26 protein-coding genes and 1 pseudogene are annotated in these 23,245 nt (G+C 69.9%); 17 read left to right on the top strand and 10 right to left on the bottom strand.

Translation table 11 applies throughout. The features are described from left to right. Positions 1-2: 2 nt before the first annotated feature. The 5 genes from ABD140_RS01155 to ABD140_RS01135 form a co-directional block, all read right to left on the bottom strand. A complete protein-coding gene (locus ABD140_RS01155) occupies positions 3-1,556 on the bottom strand; it encodes an ABC transporter substrate-binding protein (protein WP_344235684.1) in 1,554 nt (517 codons plus the stop codon). Between the two features lie 10 nt (positions 1,557-1,566). Further along, positions 1,567-1,854 (bottom strand): hypothetical protein, encoded by a 288-nt coding sequence (locus tag ABD140_RS01150; RefSeq protein WP_344235682.1) that lies wholly within the window; start codon positions 1,852-1,854, stop codon positions 1,567-1,569. Further along, positions 1,851-2,909 (bottom strand): class I SAM-dependent methyltransferase, encoded by a 1,059-nt coding sequence (locus tag ABD140_RS01145; RefSeq protein ID WP_344235680.1) that lies wholly within the window; start codon positions 2,907-2,909, stop codon positions 1,851-1,853. The genes ABD140_RS01150 and ABD140_RS01145 overlap by 4 nt, the downstream gene beginning before the upstream one ends. 75 nt (positions 2,910-2,984) lie before the next feature. After that, positions 2,985-4,190 (bottom strand): FAD-dependent oxidoreductase, encoded by a 1,206-nt coding sequence (locus ABD140_RS01140; protein WP_344235678.1) that lies wholly within the window; start codon positions 4,188-4,190, stop codon positions 2,985-2,987. A 263-nt stretch (positions 4,191-4,453) separates the two neighbouring features. Next, positions 4,454-5,257, bottom strand: coding sequence for an IclR family transcriptional regulator (locus ABD140_RS01135; protein ID WP_344235676.1), 804 nt, complete (start codon positions 5,255-5,257; stop codon positions 4,454-4,456). A gap of 140 nt (positions 5,258-5,397) precedes the next feature. On the opposite strand from ABD140_RS01135, the gene ABD140_RS01130 reads away from it, so the two are divergent. The 6 genes from ABD140_RS01130 to ABD140_RS01105 all read left to right on the top strand — a co-directional run bounded on the left by ABD140_RS01130 (position 5,398) and on the right by ABD140_RS01105 (position 10,885). Beyond that, on the top strand, positions 5,398-5,691 hold the full coding sequence (locus ABD140_RS01130; protein WP_344235674.1) for a Dabb family protein: 294 nt from the start codon (positions 5,398-5,400) through the stop codon (positions 5,689-5,691). Then, a complete protein-coding gene (locus ABD140_RS01125; protein WP_344235672.1) occupies positions 5,684-6,340 on the top strand; it encodes an isochorismatase family protein in 657 nt (218 codons plus the stop codon). Before ABD140_RS01130 ends, ABD140_RS01125 begins: the two co-directional genes overlap by 8 nt. Then, the gene (locus tag ABD140_RS01120; protein ID WP_344235670.1) at positions 6,322-7,221 is read left to right on the top strand and encodes an isocitrate lyase/PEP mutase family protein; all 900 of its coding nucleotides are present in this window, start codon (positions 6,322-6,324) and stop codon (positions 7,219-7,221) included. Before ABD140_RS01125 ends, ABD140_RS01120 begins: the two co-directional genes overlap by 19 nt. After that, entirely contained in the window at positions 7,218-7,961 is a 744-nt protein-coding gene (locus ABD140_RS01115) for a maleate cis-trans isomerase family protein (RefSeq protein WP_344235668.1), read from the top strand. The genes ABD140_RS01120 and ABD140_RS01115 overlap by 4 nt, the downstream gene beginning before the upstream one ends. 14 nt (positions 7,962-7,975) lie before the next feature. Then, positions 7,976-9,664: a nitrilase-related carbon-nitrogen hydrolase gene (locus tag ABD140_RS01110; RefSeq protein WP_344235666.1), complete on the top strand. Its 1,689-nt coding sequence runs from the start codon at positions 7,976-7,978 to the stop codon at positions 9,662-9,664. Between the two features lie 132 nt (positions 9,665-9,796). Beyond that, positions 9,797-10,885 (top strand): PP2C family protein-serine/threonine phosphatase, encoded by a 1,089-nt coding sequence (locus ABD140_RS01105; RefSeq protein ID WP_344235664.1) that lies wholly within the window; start codon positions 9,797-9,799, stop codon positions 10,883-10,885. A gap of 27 nt (positions 10,886-10,912) precedes the next feature. Here ABD140_RS01105 and ABD140_RS01100 read toward each other — a convergent pair whose 3' ends face one another. Continuing rightward, on the bottom strand, positions 10,913-11,284 hold the full coding sequence (locus ABD140_RS01100; protein WP_344235662.1) for a hypothetical protein: 372 nt from the start codon (positions 11,282-11,284) through the stop codon (positions 10,913-10,915). Positions 11,285-12,012: 728 nt separating this feature from the next. Between ABD140_RS01100 and ABD140_RS01095 the strand changes: the two genes are divergently transcribed. Next, positions 12,013-12,459, top strand: coding sequence for a hypothetical protein (locus ABD140_RS01095; protein WP_344235660.1), 447 nt, complete (start codon positions 12,013-12,015; stop codon positions 12,457-12,459). Positions 12,460-13,424: 965 nt separating this feature from the next. On the opposite strand, the gene ABD140_RS01090 is transcribed toward ABD140_RS01095, so the two are convergent. The 4 genes and pseudogenes from ABD140_RS01090 to ABD140_RS01075 all read right to left on the bottom strand — a co-directional run bounded on the left by ABD140_RS01090 (position 13,425) and on the right by ABD140_RS01075 (position 15,473). Continuing rightward, a complete protein-coding gene (locus tag ABD140_RS01090; protein ID WP_344235658.1) occupies positions 13,425-13,784 on the bottom strand; it encodes a hypothetical protein in 360 nt (119 codons plus the stop codon). Between the two features lie 116 nt (positions 13,785-13,900). Continuing rightward, positions 13,901-14,311 (bottom strand): annotated as a pseudogene (locus ABD140_RS01085) (UTRA domain-containing protein); the annotation flags it as partial. 30 nt (positions 14,312-14,341) lie between these two features. Further along, positions 14,342-14,656 (bottom strand): GntR family transcriptional regulator, encoded by a 315-nt coding sequence (locus ABD140_RS01080; protein ID WP_344235656.1) that lies wholly within the window; start codon positions 14,654-14,656, stop codon positions 14,342-14,344. Between the two features lie 85 nt (positions 14,657-14,741). After that, the gene (locus tag ABD140_RS01075; RefSeq protein WP_344236415.1) at positions 14,742-15,473 is read right to left on the bottom strand and encodes a GntR family transcriptional regulator; all 732 of its coding nucleotides are present in this window, start codon (positions 15,471-15,473) and stop codon (positions 14,742-14,744) included. Between the two features lie 188 nt (positions 15,474-15,661). Between ABD140_RS01075 and ABD140_RS01070 the strand changes: the two genes are divergently transcribed. The 10 genes from ABD140_RS01070 (at position 15,662) to ABD140_RS01025 (ending at position 23,217) form a co-directional block, all read left to right on the top strand. Then, positions 15,662-15,994: an SCO3933 family regulatory protein gene (locus ABD140_RS01070; protein ID WP_344235654.1), complete on the top strand. Its 333-nt coding sequence runs from the start codon at positions 15,662-15,664 to the stop codon at positions 15,992-15,994. 352 nt (positions 15,995-16,346) lie between these two features. Continuing rightward, complete coding sequence (locus ABD140_RS01065; protein ID WP_344235652.1) at positions 16,347-17,795, top strand: FtsK/SpoIIIE domain-containing protein; 1,449 nt, start codon at positions 16,347-16,349, stop codon at positions 17,793-17,795. Continuing rightward, a complete protein-coding gene (locus ABD140_RS01060; RefSeq protein WP_344235649.1) occupies positions 17,792-18,547 on the top strand; it encodes a DUF2637 domain-containing protein in 756 nt (251 codons plus the stop codon). Before ABD140_RS01065 ends, ABD140_RS01060 begins: the two co-directional genes overlap by 4 nt. Before the next feature lie 133 nt (positions 18,548-18,680). Beyond that, positions 18,681-19,133, top strand: coding sequence for a transcriptional regulator (locus ABD140_RS01055; RefSeq protein WP_344235647.1), 453 nt, complete (start codon positions 18,681-18,683; stop codon positions 19,131-19,133). Positions 19,134-19,473: 340 nt separating this feature from the next. Beyond that, positions 19,474-19,605 carry a hypothetical protein gene (locus ABD140_RS01050; RefSeq protein WP_344235645.1) on the top strand — a complete coding sequence of 44 codons (132 nt, stop codon included), beginning with the start codon at positions 19,474-19,476 and terminating at the stop codon, positions 19,603-19,605. Between the two features lie 263 nt (positions 19,606-19,868). Then, positions 19,869-20,006 (top strand): hypothetical protein, encoded by a 138-nt coding sequence (locus ABD140_RS01045; RefSeq protein WP_344235643.1) that lies wholly within the window; start codon positions 19,869-19,871, stop codon positions 20,004-20,006. Between the two features lie 97 nt (positions 20,007-20,103). Further along, positions 20,104-20,253, top strand: coding sequence for a hypothetical protein (locus tag ABD140_RS01040; protein WP_344235641.1), 150 nt, complete (start codon positions 20,104-20,106; stop codon positions 20,251-20,253). Between the two features lie 128 nt (positions 20,254-20,381). Next, a complete protein-coding gene (locus ABD140_RS01035; protein WP_344235639.1) occupies positions 20,382-21,755 on the top strand; it encodes a replication initiator in 1,374 nt (457 codons plus the stop codon). Next, positions 21,752-21,928 (top strand): helix-turn-helix transcriptional regulator, encoded by a 177-nt coding sequence (locus tag ABD140_RS01030; protein WP_344235637.1) that lies wholly within the window; start codon positions 21,752-21,754, stop codon positions 21,926-21,928. The genes ABD140_RS01035 and ABD140_RS01030 overlap by 4 nt, the downstream gene beginning before the upstream one ends. Before the next feature lie 2 nt (positions 21,929-21,930). Next, positions 21,931-23,217, top strand: a complete 1,287-nt coding sequence (locus ABD140_RS01025) for a tyrosine-type recombinase/integrase (RefSeq protein WP_344235635.1) — start codon at positions 21,931-21,933, stop codon at positions 23,215-23,217. Positions 23,218-23,245: the final 28 nt, after the last annotated feature.

The raw sequence follows: 23,245 nt of genomic DNA, 5'->3' as shown, positions 1-23,245 counted from the left end.
GGTCAGACCTCCTTGGCCACGTCGTCGAGCAGGAGCATCAGCCCGTTGCCGTTGTCGAAACCGCTCACGCCCTTGCGGTAACCGCCGACGGTGGGAGCGCCGTAGGTGTAGAGGATGTAGGCCTGGTCGTTGAGGTACCGGGCGCACTCGACGAGCTTCTTCTCGCGCTTCGCGGTGTCCATCTCGGTCCGCTCGGCCTGCAGCAGCTCGTCCCACTTGGCGTCCTTGACGAACGGCTTCTTCGACGAGGAGACGTGGTTGAACATGCGGTCCGCGTCGAAGATGCCGGTGTAGGACGCGCCCCGGTAGAAGATGTGGGCGTCGGAGCCGTTGCGGAACGACTGCACCCAGACCGGGACCTCCACCGAGGTGATCTTCGGCTTGAAGCCGGCCTCCTGGAGCTGCGCCCCGACCGCCTCGAACAGCTTCTTGTAGAGGTTCATGCCGAAGATCTCGACCTCGGCGCCCTGCGCGCCGGCCTCCTTGAGGAGGCTCTTGGCGCCCTCGAGGTCGTAGGCCGGGCGGGTGATCGACTTGCTGTTGCCGAAGACGCCCTCGGCCGAGACCTGGCCGTCCTCCAGCACGCCCGCGCCGTAGGTCAGCGCGTCCATCAGCGCCGGGGCGTTGATCGCCTTGATCGCGGCCTGGCGCACCCGGATGTCGTCGAAGGGGGCCTTGGTGGTGTTCAGCTGGAACATGTTCTGGTTGCCGCTGAAGTCCGCGGCGACCGTGAGCCCGTCCTGGCCGCTGAGCGTCTTCAGGCTCTCGGCGCTGAGGTTCTGCGCCGCGTCGATCTCGCCCGCCTCCAGCGCCGAGGCGAGCGCGCCCGCGTCGGTGAAGTAGCGCAGGAAGATCTCGGACGTCTGCGGCTTGCCGCCGTAGAAGGCGTCGTAGGCGGCGAACTCGATGCCGCGGTCCACCCCGAACGAGTTGATCTTGAACTGGCCGGAGCCGATCGGGCTCGCGTTGAAGCCGTCCTCGCCGACCTTCTTCCAGTGCGCCTCGGGCACCACGAAGATCTGGCCGAGCCGGGCCAGCAGCAGCGGGTCGGGCGCGCTGGTCTCGATCCGCACCGTGGTGGCGTCGATCTTCCGCACGTCCTTCACGCCGGTGAGGAACAACGCGCCCGCGTACTGCTCGGCGGTGACCTCGGTGAGGCTGAAGACGATGTCGTCGGCGGTGACCGGGGAGCCGTCGTGGAACGTGACGCCCTGGCGCAGCTTGAACTTCCAGACCGTGTCGCTGGTGCGCGACCACTCCTCGGCGAGCCGGGGCGCCGCCTCGGTGTCGCCGCGCAGCTGGCGCACCAGCGTGTCGAAGGCGTTGAACTGGAAGGTGGTGTACTGCTCGTTCATCGGGTTCAGCGTGTCGTCCACGATGACCGTGCCGATGGTCAGCAGGGAGGCCTTGGACCCGCTCCCGTCGGAGCCGCCCGGGCCGCCGCAGGCGCTCAGCGCGCCGCCGGCCGCGATGAGGCCGCCCAGGGCCAGGCCGCCGCGCAGGAAGTTCCTGCGGTCGATCGCCCGGCCCTGGCCGGAGAAGAAGCTCTTGCTCACTTGCCGTTCCTTATGATTCGACGGCCGCGACCGCGGCCTTCACCCGGGTGTCGGGGTCGAAGACCGCCCCGAACACGCGCCCGACCAGCGCCTCGCGCTCCTTGCGCAGCTTCGCCGCGAGCTCTTCGGACGGCCGCAGCCCGTCCACCGCGGCGGGGTCGACGCAACCCCGCTCGGCCAGCAGGTGCTCCAGCACCAGGGTGCGGTCCTTGAGGATCCACAGCTCGGAGGTCAGCTCGGCGATCATGCGCGCGAGCTCGTCCAGCCGGTCCGAGCCCAGGTAGCTCTGGCCGCTCACAGGCCGCCCTCCTTGCTTCCGCGGACGATCCACGGGTAGTCGCCCTTGTTCAGGCCGTAGGCCTTGACGTCGGTGAAGCCGACCTCCTCCATCAGGGCGGGCAGGTCGAGCTGCAGGTAGGAGCGCATGAACGGCTCGCCCCGGTGCTCGGTCTCCCAGTCCAGGACCACCGACCGGAAGGCGCCGTTGCGCTCGAAGGGCGCGATGTCGCCCATCACCAGGTCGCCGCCGGGCTCCAGCACCCGGAGCATCTCCCGGAGGATCTCCTTGGTGGCGTGCGGCGGGGTCTCGTGGAAGAGGGTGAAGATCGAGACCAGTCCGACGGAGGCGTCCGGCAGGCCGGTCTCCTCGACCGGCGCCTGCAGCAGGGTCCAGTCGTGGCCCTCGTGCACCGCGCGGGCGCGGGCGTAGCGCAGCTGGGTCTCCGACAGCTCGACGCCGATGATCTCGCTGTCGGGGAAGACCTGGGACAACGAGGTCAGCATGCGGCCGTTGCCGCACCCGGCCTCCAGAACCGTCCCGTAGTCCCGGCGCGGGGCCTCCATCGCCACCTGGGTGCGCTGGTCCTGCAGGTTCTCGCCGGTCCGGACGGCGCCGACGCCGCCGGGCATGAGGACGTAGCGGTAGCCCAGGTCGTGGATGACCACGCCCATCAGGTCGTGGCCGTCCCAGCCGCCGGTCGTCAGGTGGAAACCGGCGCGGAAGTAGGCGGGGACGTTCGCGTCCGGGTTCAAGGTGAGCGAACCGGGCGCGTCCTCGGGGACGTCCAGCCACTCCTCGATCACCGGGCGGGACTCCTCGGCCGCCGGGATGGCGCGGACGTAGATCTCCTCGGCCACGTACCGGGTGAAGAGGCGGTCGAAGAGCCAGGGGGCGTGGTCGGCCAGCTTCTCGTTCACCGAACGGCGCCGGTCGGCCGGCTCCGCGGGGGGCTCGGGCTCCAGCTGCGCGTACCGCTCGGCGGCCGCGGGCTGGAGCACTCCGCCGGCGTAGCCCTGGAGCGCGCCGAGGAATTCGAGTCCCGCACGGGACCTCTGCTGTACGGGGACGTCCAAGAGAACCTCCTTCTCGCAAGGGGGGAACAAGGGGGATGAAAGGCGTAGGGGGAATGTCGGAGAGGGCGGAAAGGGTCAGGCGGGAATGCGGGCGTCCGGGGAGACGCGGGAGGCGAGCATCGAGGAGCGGAGCAGATGCTCCCGGGCCAGCCGCGGGTCGGCCGAGACGCGGCGCAGGTGGTCGTTGCGGCGCCGCCGCTCCGCGGGGTCCTCCTCGCGGAGCATGTCCCGGTTCTCATGGGTGACGACCCGCACGTAGTCGTGCGCGACGGACCTGCGGGTCTCCTCGTAGGCGTCGAGCAGCGCGGTGTCCCCGGCCTCCGCGGCCAGGATCGCCTCGGCCGCCATGGCGGCGTCGTGGATCCCGCTGTTCATGCCCATGCCGCCGAGCGGGTTGTTGAGGTGGGCGGCGTCGCCCGCCAGCAGCACCCGGCCGTCGCGGAACCGCTCGGCGACCCGCTGGTGCACCCGGTAGATGCGGGAGTGGACGATGTCGTAGCCCTCGGCGCGGGGCGCGATCTCCTGGAGGCGGCGCTGGATCGCCGCGGGGTCCAGGGCGTCGGCGGCGTCCTGCTCGCCCGGCGGGATCGGGAAGAGCGCCCGCCAGTGCAGCGGGGTCCGCAGCAGCACCAGCCATTCGCGCGGGTCGGAGATGTAGTTGACCGACGCGATGCCGGGGATGAGCTCGGCGAAGTCGGCGCTGGTGGAGACCACGAGGAACTGCTCGGGGTAGGTGATGCCGGGGAAGCCGATGCCCAGGGCGTGCCGGATCGGGCTGTGCGCGCCGTCGGCGGCGATCGCCCAGCGGGCCCGGTACTCCACTTCCGGGGCCTCGGGGTCGGCCGAGCCGGCGACCCGCACGACGGCCTCCTCGCCGTCGGTCGCGGCCGAGCGCACGTGGGCGTTCTCGAACAACCGGACGTTCGGCAGCTCGGCGAGCCGGTCGCGGATGATGCGCACCAGGTTCTGCTGCTCGCTCTGCAGCCGGTACGGGAACGGGGTGTCCCCGGCGATCTCGGCCAGGTCGAAGTGGGCGACCAGGCCCTCGGTGCGGTCGCGGTACTGGTAGGTGTCGGACACCAGGCCGACCTCGTGCAGCGGCGCGGAGACGTCCAGCCCGTCGAGGATCTCCAGGGTCGGGGGGTGGAACGTCGAGGCCCGGGACTCGCCCAGGACGCCGTCCCCGGCCAGGCCCGCCTCGAAGACCGTCACGCGCAGGCCGTCGAGGGCGAGGGCGAGCGCCGCCGTGGCGCCCACGGGGCCGAGGCCCACGACCACCACATCGGAATCCTCCGGCGGCCGCGAGTCGTTGAAGCCGAGAAGCACGGAACCTCCAAAACTGCCAGCTCTCACACTGCGGTAACCATGCACTCGATATGCGGGAACGGTAACCAGCAGAAAGCGGCAAGTCAATGCTTTTCGGACAGGGTTTAACCGACCGATAACACGCAAAGATCGCCGAAACACAGCCGAAACATCGGAGAAGCACGGCGTCACCGTGCGGAAACGAAGGTCGCGACCTGCGGAAACGCGGACGGCGCGGCTCAGCCGCGGTGCGCGCGGTCCACGAGCGACTGGGAGATGTCCGCCGCGCCGGAGACGACCAGGTCGGTGATCCGGGCGCGGTCGGCGTGCTGCAGCCGGAAGAGCGGGCCGGCCACCCCGAGCGCGCCGACCACCTCGGCGCCGTCCCTGATCACGGCCGAGGCGCCCCAGATGCCCTCGTCCACCTCGCCGAAGCTCTCCAGCCAGCCCAGCCGGGCCACGACGTCGACGTCGGCCCTGATCTGCTCGCGCTCGGCGTCGGCGAGCCCGCTCATCGCCGCCAGGTAGCGCTCGCGCTCGGCGGTGCGCATGGAGGCCAGCAGCACCCGGGAGGCCGAGCCCTGGTGCAGGATCATCGGCTGGCCCCGGTCGAACTGCAGCCGCACCGGGTGCTGCGACTCCACGCGGTCCACGCAGATGGCGCTCCAGCCCACCCGCTTGATGAGGAGGGTGGTCTCACCGCCGGCCTCGGCCACCGCCCGCAGGACCGGCTTGGCCAGCACCTCCAGGGAGTCGCCGGCCTCCCGCGCGGCGCTGGCCAGGCTGACGAACCGCCAGCTCAGCCGGTACTCCCCCGGGCGCGCCTCCTCGACCAGGCCCTCCTCGCGCAGGACCGACAGGTAGCGGTAGACCGAGCTGATCGGCATGTCCAGCTCGGCGGCGAGCTCGGCGGCGGAGCGGGTGTGCCGCTGCGGGCTGAAGGCCAGCATCAGGTGCAGCACCTTGCGCGAGCTCTCCGCTCCGCTGCGGCGGGAGGAGCGGCCCTGGCCCGGCACCGCGTCCGCGACGGCCTCCTCGGACACCCCCGCCTCCTTCACTCCGGTGGCCGCGGCTTGACCTTGGCCGGTGTCGGGTTCTAGCTTGTCTCACATAACAATAAACACTCTCTCACACTGCGGGAACCGGGTACCTGTTCGTCACCCACATCCCGGAGGCACCCGCCATGATGCGGCACATCGTCCTGTTGCAGTGGACCGAAACGGCCACTGACCAGCAGAAGCGAGAGGCGGAGACAGCTTTTCACAACTTGCCCGCCAGGATTCCTGAGATCTTGGACTTTTTCGGCGGATCCGACCGGGGACTCACCGGCGGCGCCCACGACTTCGCCGCGGTGTTCACCTTCGCGGACGTCGAGGGATGGCGCGCCTACCAGGACCACGAGGCGCACAAGGCGCTGGTCGCCGACCACCTGAAGCCGATCCTCGCCGGTCGCGCGGTCATCCAGTTCGATGACTGAGGGGGCCGGAGCGGCGTTCACCCGCGACGCGCTCGCCGACGACTACCGGGAAGCGGGCTTCGGCGGGAGCCTCGGCCTCGGCACGCGCCCCGCGCTGGTCGTCGTCGACCTCGTCCGCGCCTACACCGACCCGGAGTCGCCGCTGTACGCCGGAGCCGAACGAGCCGTGGAACGGACGGCGACGCTGGTACGCGGCGCCCGCGAACTCGGGCACCCGGTCGTCTTCACCTACGTCGAGTACGCGCCTGGCGGCGCCGACGGCGGCCTCTTCTACCGCAAGGTGCCCGCGCTCCGGCTCTTCGAGCGCGCCTCGCCCTGGGGCGACCCGCCGGAGGAACTGGTGCCCGAGCCCGGCGACCTGGTGATCGTCAAGAAGTACCCGTCGGCGTTCTTCGGCACAGCGCTGGCCTCCACGCTGACCGCGCTGGGCGTCGACTCGGTCGTCATCACCGGGACGAGCACCAGCGGCTGCGTCCGCGCCACCGCGCTCGACGCGCTGTGCCACGGGTTCCGGCCGGTCGTGGTGTCCGACGCCGTGGCCGACCGCGACCTCCGGCCGCACGAGGCGGCGCTGTTCGACCTGGCCGCCAAGTACGCGGACGTCCACGAAGCTGTGAAGGTAGGGGAGTTGTGGAACAGAACGACATGACCTCCCGCAACGTCCATCCCGCCGACCGGCTGCGCGCCCGCCTCGCCGCCGGCACCCCGCTCCTGGCCGCCGGCTGCCACGACGCGCTCTCCGCGCGCCTGGCCGCCCAGGCCGGATTCGAGGCGATCCACCTGTCGGGCGCACTGGTCAGCGCCGTCACCTTCGGCCTGCCCGACCTGGGCTACGTCGGCGCGAGCGACATGGTCGACGCGCTGCGCCGGGTCGCCGCGGGCACCGACCTGCCGATCATCGCCGACGCCGACACCGGCTACGGCGACCCGCTCCAGGTGGCCGAGACCGTCCGCCGCTACGAGCGGGGCGGGGCCGCCGCCCTCCACCTGGAGGACCAGGTCATGCCCAAGCGCTGCGGCCACATGGCGGGCGTGCGGCTGGCCGGCCTGCCCGAGACCGTGGCGCGGCTGCGCGCCGCGGCCGGCGCGCGCGAGCGGCTGGTGCTCATCGCCCGCACCGACGCGCTGAACGCCGCGGGCGAGGACGAGGCGCTGCGCCGGGTCGAGGCGTTCGCCGCGGCCGGAGCCGACGCGGTCTTCGTCGAGGGCGCCCGCGACGCCGCCACCGTCCGGCGGGCGCACGAGGCCTCCGGCGGGCTGCCGGTCGTCGTCAACTTCTCCGCGGCCGGGCACGCGCCCGAGCCGATCGACGACCTGGCCGAGGCCGGCGCCCGCCTCGCGCTCTTCCCGGTCGCCGCCGCGCTCGCCGGGGCCGCCGCGATGAGCGCGGCCTACCGCGAGATCCTCAGCGGCCGCCGCGCCCCCGAACCCCCGCTGAGCTGGGGTGACTTCACCACCGTCCTGGGACTGCCCGACCTCGCCGAGCAGGAGGAGCGCTGGCGTCCCGCCGAACCCGAGGAGACCCCGTGACCACCGTCCTGGCCGACCGCCACGTCTTCGGCGTGATCGTCCCCTCCACCAACACCGCGGTGGAGGACGAGTACTACCGCTTCCGCGCCCCCGGCGTGTCCTTCCACGCCGGACGCATCCTCATCCGCAACGCCGTCCTCGACTCCGACGAGGACATGGAGAACTTCCTGGTGGACCTGCGCGGCGAGATCGGCGCCGCGGTGGAGTCCGTCCTGACCTGCAGGCCCGACTCCCTCATCATGGGGATGAGCGCCGAGACGTTCTGGGGCGGGGTGGAGGGCAACGCCGAGTTCGAGCGCTGGATCAAGGAGATGTCCGGGCTGGACGTCGTCACCGGCGCGTCCGCCACGCACACCGCGCTCCAGCGGCTCGGCGTGCGCAGGATCGGCGTGATCACCCCCTACCAGCCGGTCGCCGACGAGCAGGTGCGCGCCTACTTCACCGAGCTCGGCTACGAGGTGCACGCCGTGCACGGCCTGAAGTGCGGCTCGGCCACCTCGATCGCGGAGGTGACGCCGGAGGAGATCCGCGCCGCGTTCGCGAAGGTCGACGGGCCCGGCGTGGAGGCGCTCGTCCAGGCGGGCACCAACCTGCCGGTCATCGGCGTGGCCGCCGCGCTGGAGGAGGAGCTGAACAAGCCGGTCGTCCCGATCAACGCCGCGTCCCTCTGGCACGCCTACCGGACCCACGGCATCAAGGACCGCATCCCGGGCGCCGGCCGGCTGCTCGCGACGCTGTAAGAAAGGAAGAAGAGATGGCGAAGGTAAGGGTCGCAGCCGCCCAGTTCTTCTCGGGACCGGACCCGCTGGCCAACCTCGAGCTGGCCGCGGGCTACGTCCGCGACGCGGCGGCGCGGGGCGCCCGGCTGGTCGTCCTGCCCGAGAACGCCAACCGGGTGCGTGACTTCTCCTCCCGCGAGGAGTGCTGGGAGCACTCCGAGGACCTCGACGGGCCGTTCGTGACGGGCCTCGGCGCGCTCGCCGCCGAGCTCGGCGTGTACATCGCGGCCGGCGTCGACCTGCGCGGCGAGAGCGCGCCGACCGTGCACATCGGATCCGTCCTCCTCGGGCCCGACGGACGGATCATCGGCGTCCACCACAAGCACGTCCTGTGGGACTACGAGTACACGCTCTTCACGCCCGGCAACGCGCCGTACCAGGTGCACGACACCGAGATCGGCCGGATCGGGCTGCTGCTGTGCGCCGACGGGATCGTCCCCGACACCCCGCGCGCGCTCGGCCTGCTCGGCGCGCAGATCCTGTGCAACTCGCTGAACTCCCGCGGCCCCGACGAGTACCGCGTGCACGTGCCGCTGCGCGCGCTGGAGAACCGGGTCTGGCACGTGGCCGCCAACACCGTCGGCGGCCCCGAGCACGAGTGGCCGTGGATGGGCGGCAGCCAGATCGTCGCCCCCGACGGCACCCGCCTCGCCGACGCCGGGGAGGACGAGCCGGGCCTGGCGATCGCCGACATCGACGTCGAGCTCGCCGACGACAAGCGCATGCCCGGCGTGGGCGACGTGTTCGCCTGGCGGCGCCCCGACCTGTACGGCGCGCTCACCCGCCCGCTCGACGAGGTGCCCGCCGCGGCCATGTACGGGCCGGCCCCCGCCGACATGCCGTCGCGTCCGCTGCCCGTGGCGCTGCTGCAGGTCAGCTGGGTGCGCAACACCGAGTGGACGGTGCTGCGGGCCCTCGGCCAGGTCGCCTACGCCGGCGGGCGGGGGGCGCGGCTGGGCGTGCTGCCCGAGCTGTTCTGCCTGGAGCCCGGCGAGGCCGCCGAGGACCCCGGGCGGGCGGCGAACCTCTCCCGCGACGTCCTGCAGCGGCTCGCCGTGGCCTGCGCCGAGGCCAAGCTGTGGCTGGCCGTCAACCTGGTGGAGGCCGACGACGGGAAGTACTACTCGACCGTCTTCCTCCTGGACGACGCCGGCACGCTCGTGCACCGCTACCGCAAGACCCACCTCACCGACGAGGACCGCGCCTGGGCGACCCCCGGCGCGGAGCTGTCGGTCGCCGACACCCCGATCGGCCGCATCGGCTTCATGATCGGTGAGGAGGTGTGGGTGCCGGAGGTGGCGCGGGTCCTGGCCGTCGAGGGCGCCGAGCTGATCGTCCACCCGACGTCCTGGACGACGCCCGACGCCATGCACGTCGCGGCGACCGAGCGCACCGAGGAGAACCGCGTCCACCTCGTCTCGGTCACCCGCCTGGACTGCCCCGCCGGCCTGGGCAGCCAGATCGTCCGCGCCGACGACTTCCGGCCCGGCCAGCCCATCGCCGTGATGCGCTACCCCACCGGCTACTGGACCCGCCCCGGCTTCGAGGAGCAGCTCCTGCTCGACCTCGACCTGCGCGAGTCCAACGACAAGATGATGGGGTACCACCTCGACCCGCTGGCCACCCGCGCCCCGCAGCTGTACGGCTCCTTCACCGCGTCCTGACCGCCCGCCGCCCCGGCTTTCCGGGCCGGGGCGGCCGCGGTTTCCCGCCATGTGACATACCTGGTGAAACGGGTGGCCGGAAACGCTCGGTGACGCTAGCGTGACGGCCAAACGGCAAGAGCGGGCGCGGGGGTGGGAGTGCGGCCGGGTGCCAACCGGAACAAGGTGCTGCTGGGGCTGCTGCCCTACGCGGTGATGGGGGTCGTCGCGGTGGCCGACGCCGTGAGCGGACCGGAGTACGGGTTCCTCCCCCTGCTGTCCCTGGGGCCGGCGTTCGCCAGCCTGAGCGGCGGAGTGCGGCGGGCGCTGGCGATCGGCGCGCTGGCCCTGGTGCTGTGCGCGGTGCTCGCCGTTTACAACGACATCCTGTGGACGCGCCAGAACCACGTCACCTGGGGCACCCTCATCGGCGTGACCGGCGCGAGCGTCCTGGCCAGCATCTTCCGCCAGCGCCGCGAACGGGAGCTGGCCAACGTCCGCTCCATCGCCCAGGCCGCGCAACGCGTCCTCCTGAAACCGGTACCGCGCCAGGCCGGCCGCCTGCGCATCGCCGTCTCCTACACCTCCGCCGTCGCCGAGGCCCTGATCGGCGGCGACCTCTACGAGGTCACGGCCTTCCCCGGCGGCGTGCGCGTCATCGTCGGCGACGTCCAGGGCAAAGGCCTGGAGGCGGTGGAGACCGCCGCGATCGTCCTGGGCGCCTTCCGCGAGGCGGCCCCCGACGAGTGCGACCTCCGAGCGGTCGGCGCCCGCCTGGAGCGGGCCCTGAACCGCCGCCTGACCGGCGAGGACTTCGTCACCGCCATCCTCGTGGAGATCCGCGACGACGAAGCGGTCCTCCTCAACTACGGCCACCCCGCCCCCCTCGTCCTCCGCGCCGACGGGACCTCCCTCTTCGCCGTCCCCGAGGCCGCCGCTCCCCCGCTGGGCCTGGCCGACCTGAAACCGGACCCGCCCCTGCCCTACGGCCTCCCCTTCACCTCCGGCGACCAGCTCCTCCTCTACACCGACGGCGTCATCGAGGCCCGCGACCGCTCCGGCGAGTTCTACCCCCTCCCCGACCGCGTGGCCCTCCTCAAGGCCGACGACCCCGAACAGGCCCTGGAGAACCTCCGCCGCGACCTCCTGGACCACCTCTCCGGCCCCCTCCAGGACGACACCGCCATGCTCCTCATCCGCTGCCGCACCCACCTGGAGGCCCTGGAAACCGAGGCCCGCTGACACCCGCCGCCTTCGACGCCGCGGGCCTCAGTCCCGCCAGCCGTGCGGGTCGAGGCTCTTGCCGTGTCCGTTCGGGCAGCGTCCGAAGCCGCTGGTGCTCGGATTCCAGCAGCCGTGGCAATAGCCGGCGTCGCATTCGGCGCAGAAGCCGGCGTCATCATGAAAGCCCGCCTCGTGGACCTGCCGGTAGGACAGCGGAGGGGTGAACGCCCGCGAGATCCGCCGCGCTCTCGCTTCATCGATCAGGTCGCCCCGGCCGTTGCAACCGACGACGCCCTCGAAGACCAGCCACCACTTCCCGGGCCCCAGCGCGGCCTCTCCCCCTCTCGGGGTCTCACCGGGCCCGTAGACCTCGACCCGCGCGGCCACCGCACCGCAGCGCGCACACCTCACCTGCATCCTCGCGGCCTCCTTCTCCTTGCCGACCAGGTATACCGGTCAGAGTCCCCGATCTCAGTCGTCTCGGATGGCACGCTCCGGCCGCCCCGGCAAGAAGAAGAACGCCCCTGCCGTGGGGGGTGCGGCAGGGGCGGGCTCGTGCTGGTCGGGGCTAGCGGACGGGCAGGCCCGTGACGGCGCGGCCGATGACCAGGCGCTGGATCTCCGAGGTGCCCTCGAAGATGGTGAAGATCTCCTTCCCGCCGAACCACGACCTGCACGAGAACCGCACATAGGCGCTCTGACCTGCGAGAAGAGCTTTCCTCGCCTGTAGTTGTTCTTCAACGTCTTTCCGGGCCTCACGGAACACCGACGGAACAGGATCTGCTCCAGAGATTGGACTCGAACCAGCTGGACGCCGTCCAGCCCCGTCCGTGGCCGCCCATTCCCCGGCTAGACCAGCTCATCCCGTCCCGCTCGGCCCAGCCCCGTTCAGGCCCTCTTGCTCCCCGCTTGGCTCCCGTACGGCCGTCCAGCCGATCACGGCTGTGGGCTGTCACCGAATCGCGACCTGGGCAAGGTTACGCTTTGCAGCCATCTCCGGATATTCAGCGAGATCCGCCGCCCTTCCTCCCGACCGTCAGTACGTCAGGCACCAAATCTCCTCAGGCCCTGACCAGACTCCTACGATGCCGAAAATCGTTCATTGATCGGAACACTGAAATATACATTCACTGGATAGGAGAATTATGGAGATAGCGAGAAGATATCGCCGTTTTAAATGGCCAAAAATCAAGGTGTACGGCCCTCGCTCTCGTAGCGATATCAAGCTCCTTTCTGTACAGGAATTGGAGCGGCTCACAGTTGCGGCGTCCGCGAATCCAAAATGGAGTGCTGAGGGCCGCCCTGAATGGCTCCAGAAGCATCGAACCAGCATAAAGAGCTTGATGATGACAGTCTTCGGTACGGAAGGGGAGACCGCTTATCGATGCATGGTCATGGCCGTAATGGATGATCGGTCGAAATGCAACTTCACTTTGGATGTTTCTGTCGGTGACTTCGACCGTCTGCCGGATGTGCCACTGGAAGAGGTCATTTCTCTGGCCCATAGATACCTTCTAGGCTTCCCGCCACTCGAGCTTGACCCGGCGCAGAAGGAGGCATGGCGTCGGCTGAGGAGAAGCTCCGATGGTTGAGCCCCTGCTGCATGTGGCCACCTTCTCGCACGCTTTCGCTCCGATGCCACCCGACTCGTACGTGCAGTGCGCAGACCTCGCTCCGGAGTGCTCGTCCGCGCGAATGGCGAGACGCTGTGACGGAGGGATTCGCGCGGATGAGTGCTCCGGCCCGCGGGGGGCTGGGGGCCGCGAGGCCCCCGCTTCGGGCTCGACCAACCCCCAAGCCCTTCCCCAGCATCCGCCCCTGAGGTCTTCCCGTCTGCCGTCGTCCCACGCCCCGCGCGACCGGGCAGGCCCTGAGGGGTGAAGGTGGAGCCCCTGACTTGGAGGAACGACCTCCGCCCCTCAGGGCCTGGCTGGTAGTCCCCCTGGATGGGACGTCGGCAGACGGGAAGACCTCCCCACCCTCGCCCCTCCCCTCCTCCCGGAGCCGGAGTTCCCCGCCGGAGGCGCCCGCCCTTCCCTGGAGCCCAGAGGCCCCTGACTCGTCGGACAGGTGTCGCCCTGCTTTCCGAAGTTCTGGGCTGTGACGGTGCAGGAGCTCCTTCGCGAGCACCTGGAGGCGGACGACGGACAAGACTTCTCCCCCCTTTTGGTGGGAGGCGGGATCGAAGGCATGAGAAGCCTCACCGTTCCGCGCCATCGGCGCGGGCCGACGCCGCCCCCGACGGGTGGGCCCGAAGAGGCCAAGCCCGGCGGGGAGCGAGCGGCGGCAACCCTCCCCGGATCAGCCCCGGATCACGCGCTACTCGAACCAGTCGGCCTCGCCCCGCCCGATCCCACCGACCAACCTCCGGGGAAGAGAAGCCCCGCCGTCGGCGCCCAGCCCCTCCAACTCTCCGCGGAACTCCTCCTGCACGTCACGGCGGACCGTGGAAAGCGGGTGTCACCTCCGACGAAGGGGCCCGGCTCCCCACCCGCCGCGCGCAGCGGGGCGGGCTTGATGACGTGAAGAAACTTGGAACACCACGAAGCGGAGTCCTTCAGCCGACTCGATGCTCTTCAAGAAGAAGGGCGATCTCCGATCTCACTGAATCAACGGCTGCGGGTTCGCGGTCAAAGTAGTCGTTCCAGAAGCCAGGGCGTTGCCATGCCGCTGGTGCAAACCTCATGTGTCCCGCATTCATGGAAACGGTCCAGCGAGAGGAGACCCGCTGGTCAACAGTCTCAAACATCTCAGGAGCCCACAGAGTCCCCGGATCCTCTTCGTGATCACCCCAGATCCGGACGCAGTAGTAATCCGGCCCTGCCATGATCTCCAGGACTGTGTAGAGACCGCCTACATGGATCCCCGGATACTCCTCAACTTCGTCTTCGTCCCCTTTTGGGCTGATGATCTTCACGCATCTGACGATCATTCGCCAAGGGTACGGGTGCCGGGGTCGTCCTCTGGAGTCCTCTTAGCGAAGAGTTCAGGCAATGAGTCGGCCTGGAAGCCGACGATGCTGACCCTTGCTCGTCATGCCACGGGTAGGCGGTACGTCAGTTCGTACCTGTCTCCGGGGAAGACGATGTCGCAGGTCTCGACCGGCTTGCCGTCCACGAAGTGGGTCCGTTCGATGACCAGGACGTAGGCGGTGTGGGACGGGAGGTTGAGGCGTTCGGCCTCTTCCAGGCGGGCCGCCCGGGCATGCACCTTCTCCACGACTTCGGTCACGTGCCGGCCGATGAGGTCCATGCGGGCGACGACGCCGACCGTGGGGCTCTCTTCGGGGAACTCGATCGGCGTGCCTGCGGTGACCTCAAGGGGCTCCCATGAGGTCGAGATCTGGATCGGCTCGCCCTCGGCGAAGAAGCGGTAGGTCGTCTGCATGACGGGTGCGTCCGGAGCGACATCCAGCCGGCGGGCGACGGCGACCGATGCGGCCGTGCGCGAGCTGCTGTGCTCCCAACCGCCCTACTAGCCCGACTTCGTCGCGTCGCTCTTGAACGGAGAGGTGCTGGCGGCCTTCTGGCGCGAGTACCTCGTCGAGCTGTCACGGACGATCCGGTGGACCTCCTTGACGAAGCTGCCCTTGCCCGAGTGGCTGACGATGAGTCCTTCATTGCGCAGGACATCGATCGCCCGCCGGGCGACGACGCGCGACACGTCGTACTCGGCCATGAGCTCGGTCTCAGACGGCAGCTTCTCACCTGGGGCCAGGACACCATCAAGGATCTTGACCCGGTAGTCACCCGCGATCTGCTGGTAGAGCGGCTCTCCCCAGCGCGGCACTGCATCACCTCACTCTGGTCCTGTCCGCCAAGCCTCACAGGGTTTACCGTTCAGCGCTGCTCGACAGCGACTGGAGACAGGAGAATCAGGCGTCTGTGGCTGGTGGGATCGGCACCTTGTAGGCCAGGGTGTACCGGTCCGCGGCGACGATGATGTCCGCGGTCTCGACCGGTAGGTCGTCGGCGTAGTAGGTCCGCTCGATCGCCAGGACCGCGACTCCGGCGGGGACTCCCAGGTTCTCGGTCTCGTAGGGGCGCGGGGCCCGAGCGGTGACTTCCTCAGTGACGTGGGTGATGGTGACGCCGATGGAGTCCATCCGGGGGATGACGCCTGTGACAGCTCCGGCCTCGGGCTGCTCGATGGAGGTGCCCTGGGTGATGGCCAGGGGCTCATAGGACGTCGAGAGCATGACCGGGGTGTCGTCGGCGAAGAAGCGGTAGTTGGTCCGCATCACCGGATCGCCTGCGGTGATGTTCAAGCGGGTGGCGATCGCCTTCGGGGCCGTCGTCGCCCTCGACTGGTACTCCCACTCCGGTTCTTGGCCCGCGGCTTTGGAGGCTCGGGCGAACGGGGAGCTGGTGGGGCGGGAGCCGTAGAAGTCTCCGACGATCCTTCGCTGCTGAGGCTTCAGTGCTCGGACGAAGGTGCCGGCGCCTTGGCGCTTGACGACCAGGCCTTCGGACGCCAGGACCTTGACTGCATCGCGGACGACGATCCGCGACACGCCGTAGTCGGCCATCAGGTCGGCCTCGGAGGGGACGCGGTCTCCCTCCTGGAGGGAGCCGTCCAGGATCTGGCTTCTCAGGTCATCGGCGATCTGCAGGTACGCGGGTCGGCCTTGGAACTCGGGGATGGTCTCTCCTCTTCTCGATCTGACAAGTATCCCGTCCTGCTGGCCTCAAGCCTAGAAGTTCCTCACTACGTACTTCAACCAAGGGTGTTGCAGCCTCGTCCTACTCGTTATAACGTCTAGAGGAGTCAAGCCCGCAAGCAAGGAGTCAACGAGTGAAGAACATCCCGGTGGACACGTCGAACATGGAGTTCCGGCTGGCGGACGACGTCCAGCCCAAGATGAAGAACCGCGAGACCGGCGAGATGAAGATCAACCGTCAGGGCGTCCCGGTGTACGAGGCGACGGTGATGGTGCGTCGGCCGGAGCGGCGGGCGGAGCTGATGACGGTGTCGTTCCCGTCGGCGCAGCTGCCGGACCTGCATGCGGGCATGGCGGTGGAGCTGGTGGACCTGGTCGGGTTCTGGTGGGAGGCCAACGGCCGTCAGGGCCTGTCGTTCTCGGTGACCCAGATCCGGCCCGTGGGCGCGGAGCAGTACGCCGCCTGACTTTCAAGACTCCCGGGGAGCGGTTCCCGTGCCTGCCAGCCTGCCGCTCCCTGGGTCACTCACCCAAGGGGAACGCTCATGTCCAAGACGAACTGCAACTGCTGCGGCCAGTTCGATGACTGCAACAGTGCCGGTCTATGTGACGGGTGCTGGTGTTCCGGTTGCGACCGGTTCGGCGAGGCATGCATCTGCCACGTCCTGAACGAGCTCGACTACTAGCCGGAAATGCCACGGGGCGGATCCCTCAAGCCTGCCAGCTCTGGTCCGCCCCGTGGTCTCACTCACCCGAGGAAGAACCTCGGTCCCCTTCCGTGAAAAGCCTCGTCAGCCATCACTGAAAGGTGACTTCAGTATGTCTGCTCTTGAGTTGTCGGACTACGTGTACGGCTCGGTTCCGTTTGCTTCCGCTGCGGCTGGTCTGGCCTGGCGGCAGTGGGCACCCACATCGTTCTGGTACGCGGTCGGGTTCCCCGTCTGCGCGGTGCGCACCTACGGGACGTGGCACAACGTCGCCTTCGGCTGCGGGTTGACCAAGCGGCGCCGGGCGGTCCGCTGGTCCCTGGACGGGGTGCCGGGCTTCGACTCCGCCGGGAGGATGCGCCAGCGCCGTCGCCTGCGCAAGGTCGACGTCGACAAGGCCCCGCGGCTGGGGATGATGCGCCCGACCCGGGTCGGATTCACGGTGACGCTGCGGCTGGTCGACGGGCAGACGCCCGAGACGGTCACGGCCGCGCTGCCCGCGCTGGCGCACGCCTGGCGCTGCCACTCGGTTCGCGTCCTGTCGTGGACGCCCGGCAAGGTCACCATCGTCGCCACCGATGCCGATCCGCTGACGGACGTGCCGCTCCCCCAGCTGGCGGACGGGCTGCTGCGGGTGCGCATCGGGAACCTGGAGACGGGCGAACCCTGGGTGGTCGACTTCCGCCAGGTCCCGCACTGGTTCGTGGCCGGTGCCACCAACTCCGGCAAGTCCACCTGGCTCAACGCCCTCATCCTCGGCCTTGCTGCACAGCTCGCCGACGGCTCCAAGCTGCCCGAGCGGTTCGACCCTGCCGCGGTGCGCGGTCGTGGCGTGGCGCTGGTGGGCCTGGACCTCAAGGGCGGGGTGGAGTTCACCCCGTACGAGATGCGCATGTCCAAGCTCGCCACCGAACGGGACCAGTGCGGGGACCTCCTGGAAGACCTGGTCCTGATGGTCCGTCTCCGGATGGGGCTGTGCCGCCACTTCAAGACCCGCAACATCTGGCACGAGCGCATCCCCGACAAGCTGCGGCCGACTCCGATCGTGGTCCTGGTCGACGAAGTCGCCGAACTCTTCCTGATGGCCGACAAGTCCCAGAAGGACGAAGTCGCGCGCGTCTCCACGCTCCTGCTGCGCATCGCCCAGATCGCCCGCGCGTTCGGGATCTACCTGGTGGTGTGCGGCCAACGCATGGGCTCCGACCTCGGGCCCGGGGTGACCGCGCTGCGCTCCCAGCTGACCGGCCGCGTCTGCCACCGCGTCAACGACGACGCCACCGCCGAGATGACCCTCGGCGACCTCGACAAGGGCGCGACCGTGGCCGTGCGCTCCATCCCGCCCGACATGCCCGGCGTCGCCGTCGCCGTGGGCGCCGACGGCCGATGGCGCCGTGCCCGCTCCGCCTACATCACCGAGGAGCAGGCCGAAGCCGCGGCCGAGCGCTACGCCGTGCTCACCCCCTCGTGGGAGGACCTGCTCACCGAAGTCCCGCCGTATGCCGAGCAGCTGCCCGAGCTGGACGAGCTCGACGCCTTCGACGCCGAGGAGTCCCGGTCATGAGCCGAGCCCGCCGCCTGGGCAGGAGCGTGGTCCACCTGGTGATGGATTCGGGGCCCGTCGTGGTCCTGGCCATCATCGCCGCTGCCGGGTCCTTCTCCCACATCCGCAACCTCGCCGAACGCCAAGGGCAGGAGGGTTGGAAGGCTTGGGCGGTCGCGGTGTGCATCGACCTGCTGTGCGTCATGGCCGCCCGGGAACGCCACCGCGACGCCGTCATCGGCCGCACCTCCCGCGGCTGGGTGTCCTGGCCCGTCGTCGTCCTGGCCGGCGGCGTCATCCTGACCCTGGCGGCGAACCTGGCTGAGGCCCGGCCCGGCTGGTGGGCGCACATCCTGTCCGCCGTCCCGGCCGCCGCGTTCCTCATCGCCGTCTCGATGCTGGAACGCCGCGCGGGCTACCGCCCCGAACCGGCCGCCGACCTGCCCGACCCTGAGCCCGTCCAGGTCGGTCCTGAGCCGTCCCGGACGGAGGTCGTCCGTGAGGACCCGGTTGCCGGTCCTTCCGTCCCGGCTCTGGCTCCCGCCGCCGAACCCGTCCCGGAGTTGCCCGCCGTCCCGGCCCGTCCGGCTAGTCCGCCGCCTGCGGCTAAGGACGGGCCCGCTCCGGCCCTGCTCGACCTCGCCCGCCAGGTCGCCGATCAGCACCAGGCCAAGACCGGCAAGCCCATCACCCGAGACCAGCTCAAAGCCCGCCTGAGGGTCGGGACCGACCTGGCCACGACCTTGCACCGCACCATCCGAACCGCCTCCTGAAAGGAGCACCCATGACCCACCACCCGACCGGCGAAGCGTGCGCCAACTGCACCGCCCCTCTGGACCTGACCGTCGGCTGGCTGTGCCAGAGCTGCCACGACGACATCTTCCACATCGACTGACCGGAGCGACCGTGACCGCCGAACCCGCCGTCTTCGCCGCCGTCTTCGCGGCCCTGTACGCCGCTCATGAGCTGGGCGACCACTGGGTCCAGACCCACCACCAGGCCCTCACCAAAGGCCGCCTCGACACCACCGGACGCCTGGCCTGCCTGCGGCACGTCGCCTCCCTCACCGCGGTCAAGGTCGCCGCCCTCCTGCTGGTGGCGCTGGTCTGCGGGATCGTCTTCCCCTTCGGCGGCGCCCTGGTGGCCCTCGCGCTGGGCGTCGATGCCGTCTCGCACTACTGGGCCGACCGCCGTCACACCCTGGCCGCGCTGGCCGACCGCATCGGCAAGGGCGACTTCGTCCGCCTCGGCGACGGCTTCGCGGCTCCGGCCGGTACCGGCGCCTATGCCCTCGATCAGTCCTGGCACATCGCCTGGCTACTGGTCACCAGCTTGCTCGCCTCTCTCGGCACCGCCTGACCTCTACTGCCTGGAAGGAGGAGCCATGCCTCTCAACGCCTGCTGCTGGTGCGGCGGAACCGGCGTCTACGGCTGGAACGAGACCTGCGAGCACTGCAGCGGCTCCGGCCACTGCTGACCCCCATCGACCTCACGAGAAGGAAGGAGGAAGCGATGTACGACCCCGAGCAGGACGACGAGGAAGCGGCCTACTGCTGGGTCTGCGGCGACGACGGCCGCACCGCGGGCCTGTCCTGCATGACCGCCGCCGACATGCTCTGACGCGGACCCGGGAGGCGTTGCAGCGCCACCCCGGGCCCTTGACCGACACCACCTGACAAGACCAGGAGTGACAGCCCGAATGAAGGTTATCGACAACGACCCGACCCGCAACGGCGGGAGCCAGGGCGACCTGTCCAACTCCGGCGGCACCGGAGCCCGCGGCGAGGCCCAGGGCGTGCGCGACGCCTACGACCGGGGAGGCCGCAAGTGAAGCGTCTCCTGACCGCCCTGCGCGGCAGGTTCACCTGCACCATCTGCCAGCAGGACTACAGCACCTCGGGCGCGTGCCCGAACTGCGGGTGGTGGTAGCCATGGCGACCTCCGGCAAGACAGTGATCTGCGACCTGTGCGGGACGTCCATCCAGATCCTGAGGTCCGGGTCCGGTGGATGGGCCGTTCACCCGGCAGGCGGCGGAGACTACTGCGCGACGTGCGCACCGATGGCCGCAGGCCGGAACTAGGGAGCACGCGATCATGACAGCCTCTTGCTGCCCGCAGTGCGGGCGTGACGGCCTCTGGAACGGCCAGTCCGGCGTGGTCTCCGGCGACGTCCAGAAGATCGAGGACCGCTACCGCGACGCCCAGGGCCACGAGTGGAAGGTGGAGCGCTGATGATCGCACTCGCCTCCCGCTGGGTCTGTGTCCGGTGCGGGACCTACCACGCGAGCAGCTCGCCCTGCTCCACCACCGCGGCCCGCGAGGCCGACCGGTGAGCGCTCAGTGCCCGCAGTGCGGGAAGCCCGGCACCTGGTCCGGAAGCAGCGGTCTGGTCACCGATGACGACGGAACCCAGAGCGTCACCGACACCTACCAGTGCCCTCAGGGCCACGTCTGGACCAGCACCGTCACCTACGAATGATCCCCGTCCCGGGGCCCGGGTCCCTGCTCGTCAGTTGACTCGGGCCCCGGCCTCTCCTTCTCCCCTGCGCGCTACGCCTCGGTGTTCTCCGGCCCTCGGTGCGCAAGGGACGTGATCAAAGGAGTCCCGTGTCCCGCTCTGACACCCTGCTCTCCGGCTCCTCGGCCTCACCCGAGGAGTTGATCGGCACAGCGTTGAAGGATCTGTCCCGTAGTTCTCCGGCCGTGCTGCGGCGCTGGCTCGACCAGGTCCACACCCTGCGCGGCTGCTCCCAGCCCGTCCGCCTGGTCGGCGAGAAACTCACCCTCGACGGCCGTACCGGCGAGGTCCTCTCCCACTACAGCACCAGCGCCGAGCCGCACGGCCAGTTGATGGTCCGGTGCAAGAACCGGCGGCACTCGCGCTGCCCGGCCTGCTCCGAGGAGTACCGGGCCGACACCTTCCACCTCATCCGCTCCGGCCTGGCCGGCGGCAAGGGCGTCCCCGAACAAGTCGCCGCCCATCCTCGAGTGCTGGCCACGCTGACCGCTCCGCCCTTCGGCGCCGTGCACTCCGGCCTCGGCAAGGACGGCAAACCCCGCACCTGCCACCCTCGACGGACCGGCCCGGCCTGCTGGCGCAAGCACAAGGACGACGACCCGCTGATCGGCCAACCCCTCGACCCCGAGGACTACGACTACGTCCACCACGTGCTGTGGAACGCCTGCGCGGGCATCCTGTGGCGGCGCTTCGCCATCTACCTCCGCCGCCACCTCGCCCAGCACGCGGGCATGACGATCACCCGCTTCAACGAGACCGTCAGGGTCTCCTACGCCAAGGTCGCCGAATTCCAGAAGCGCGGCGTCGTCCACTTCCATGCCGTCATCCGCCTCGACGGCCGCGACCCGCACTCCCCTCCGCCGCCTTGGGCCAGCGTCGAACTCCTCCAGGCGGCCATCGTCTCGGCCGCTGCCGCCGTCCGCTACGACCTGCCCGGCTACGAGACGACACTGCGATGGGGCCGCCAGGTCGACGTCCGCCCGATCGACTCCGACCTCGAACTCACCGAACAGGCCGTGGCGGGCTACGTCGCCAAGTACGCCACCAAAGCCACCGAGACCGCGGGCGGCCTCGACAAGCCCGTCCGCTCCGCCGACCTCGGCCGCCTCCAAGACCTCGGCGCCAACCCGCACGCGGCCCGCCTGATCCGCACCTGCTGGCAGCTCGGCGACCTCACCCGACACCCCGCCTACGCCGAACTCCGCCTCCGTAAATGGGCCCACATGCTCGGCTTCCGCGGCCACTTCACCACCAAGAGCCGCACCTACTCCACCACCTACGGCGCGCTCCGCACCGCTCGGGCCGACTACCGCCTCCAGCAGCTCGGCCAGGAGCACGACCCCGAAACCACCCTCGTCATCAACCACTGGACCTACGCCGGTCAGGGCTTCACCCCCGCTGAGGCCGCTCTCGCCGAGTTCACAGCTGGTCCCTCCACGCAGCGAAGGAGCAGGAGCACATGAGCGTGATCGAGCGCCTGTGGAGCGTCGAAGACGTCGCCCGCTATCTCGGGGTGCCCGTCAGCACGCTCTACCAGTGGCGACACAAGGGAGTAGGCCCCAAAGGACGCCGCGTCGGCAAGCACGTCCGCTACGACCCGGCTGCCGTCCGGGCCTGGTTCGAGAGCCAGGAATAGCCGTGGGCTTCACCAAAGACCTCTGGACGCGCCCGGACCCCACAGGAGCCAAGGACAAGAACGGCAAGCCCGTCCGGCTCCGCAACGACCGGTGGGGCAAGGGCAAGCGCTGGCTCGCCTGCTGGATCGACCCGGACGGTTCGGAGAGGTCACAGGCGTTCCGCACGAGGGTCGAGGCCGACCAGCACTGGAAGGCCATGGAGACCGACATCCGCCGCGGGGACTACCACGACCCCAACGCAGGCAAGGTGCTCTTCGACGACATCGGCAAACGCTGGATCGGCTCCCGTGTCGTCGACCCGTCCACCAGGCTCCGCTACGAGACGGTCTACCGGCTGCACGTCGAGCCGTACTTCGGACGGCGGCAGGTCCGCACCATCAAGCCGTCGGAAATACAGGCCTGGCTCGGTCAGCTCTCGGAGCGCTTCGAGCCCTCGACGCCCATCGCGGCCTTCCTCGTCCTCCAGGGCGTCCTGGACCTGGCCGTCGCGGACGGCGCCATCAAGAAGAGCCCCGCCAAGTCGCCCGTGGTCCAACGGCCCAAGCAGCATGCCCGGGAGATCTCGGCATGGAGCGACGAGCGTGTCCGCCGGGTGATCGAGGCCCACCCGGACGGGCTGCGCTGCATCCCCGAGCTCGGGGCCTCCTGCGGCATGCGGGAAGGCGAGATCTTCGGCGTGGCTCTCGAGGACTTCGACTTCGCCGAGAAGGTCCTCCGCGTGCGGCGGCAGGTGAAGTCCCTCAACGGCCTCTTCGTGTTCGCGCTGCCGAAGAACGACCGGGAACGCCTCGTCCCCCTGCCGGACTGGACGATCGCCTCAGTCCAGCGCCACATCCAGACGTATCCGCCGCGCGCATGCACGCTCCCATGGGAGAAGCCTGACGGCCCGCTCCGCACTCACCGGATCCTCTTCCGGTGGCCGCTGGACGGCGGGCACGTCAACTCCCGCACCTACGCGGAGCAGGTCTGGAAGCCCGCCCTCGTCGTCGCCGAGGTCATCTCGCCGCCCACCAGGACCCCGCGGCCGGAGAAGCCCGGCCTGGACGGCAAGCGGCGCACCCGGCTGCGCTACGCCACGACCCGGCGTGAGGGCACCCACCAGCTCCGCCACTACTACGCCAGCATCACGCTGGCCGGCGGCGTCTCCATCAAGGAGCTCGCCGAGTACCTCGGCCACTCCGACCCGGCCTTCACCCTCCGCCGGTACGCGCACATGCTGCCCAGCTCGCACGAGCGGGCCCGCAGCGTCATCAACGAGCACTTCGGGTTCCGGCCGGAACAAGACTGACGACGGAACAGGCACGGAACAGAGCCTG

It is taken from the genome of Actinocorallia libanotica (assembly GCF_039525175.1).
GTDB classification, from domain to species: Bacteria; Actinomycetota; Actinomycetes; order Streptosporangiales; family Streptosporangiaceae; genus Actinocorallia; species Actinocorallia libanotica.
The sequence above is the reverse complement of the archived record's forward strand: the minus strand, read 5'-3'. Positions and strand labels throughout refer to the sequence as shown.

Excerpts from the sequence above, each read along its gene's own strand:
- ABD140_RS01065 (WP_344235652.1), top strand. The coding sequence starts at position 16,347 with ATGTCTGCTCTTGAGTTGTCGGACTACGTGTACGGCTCGGTTCCGTTT.
- ABD140_RS01100 (WP_344235662.1), bottom strand. The coding sequence starts at position 11,284 with ATGCAGGTGAGGTGTGCGCGCTGCGGTGCGGTGGCCGCGCGGGTCGAG.
- ABD140_RS01110 (WP_344235666.1), top strand. The coding sequence starts at position 7,976 with ATGGCGAAGGTAAGGGTCGCAGCCGCCCAGTTCTTCTCGGGACCGGAC.
- ABD140_RS01130 (WP_344235674.1), top strand. The coding sequence starts at position 5,398 with ATGATGCGGCACATCGTCCTGTTGCAGTGGACCGAAACGGCCACTGAC.
- ABD140_RS01060 (WP_344235649.1), top strand. The coding sequence starts at position 17,792 with ATGAGCCGAGCCCGCCGCCTGGGCAGGAGCGTGGTCCACCTGGTGATG.
- ABD140_RS01095 (WP_344235660.1), top strand. The coding sequence starts at position 12,013 with ATGGAGATAGCGAGAAGATATCGCCGTTTTAAATGGCCAAAAATCAAG.
- ABD140_RS01045 (WP_344235643.1), top strand. The coding sequence starts at position 19,869 with ATGACAGCCTCTTGCTGCCCGCAGTGCGGGCGTGACGGCCTCTGGAAC.
- ABD140_RS01050 (WP_344235645.1), top strand. The coding sequence starts at position 19,474 with ATGAAGGTTATCGACAACGACCCGACCCGCAACGGCGGGAGCCAGGGC.
- ABD140_RS01030 (WP_344235637.1), top strand. The coding sequence starts at position 21,752 with ATGAGCGTGATCGAGCGCCTGTGGAGCGTCGAAGACGTCGCCCGCTAT.
- ABD140_RS01125 (WP_344235672.1), top strand. The coding sequence starts at position 5,684 with ATGACTGAGGGGGCCGGAGCGGCGTTCACCCGCGACGCGCTCGCCGAC.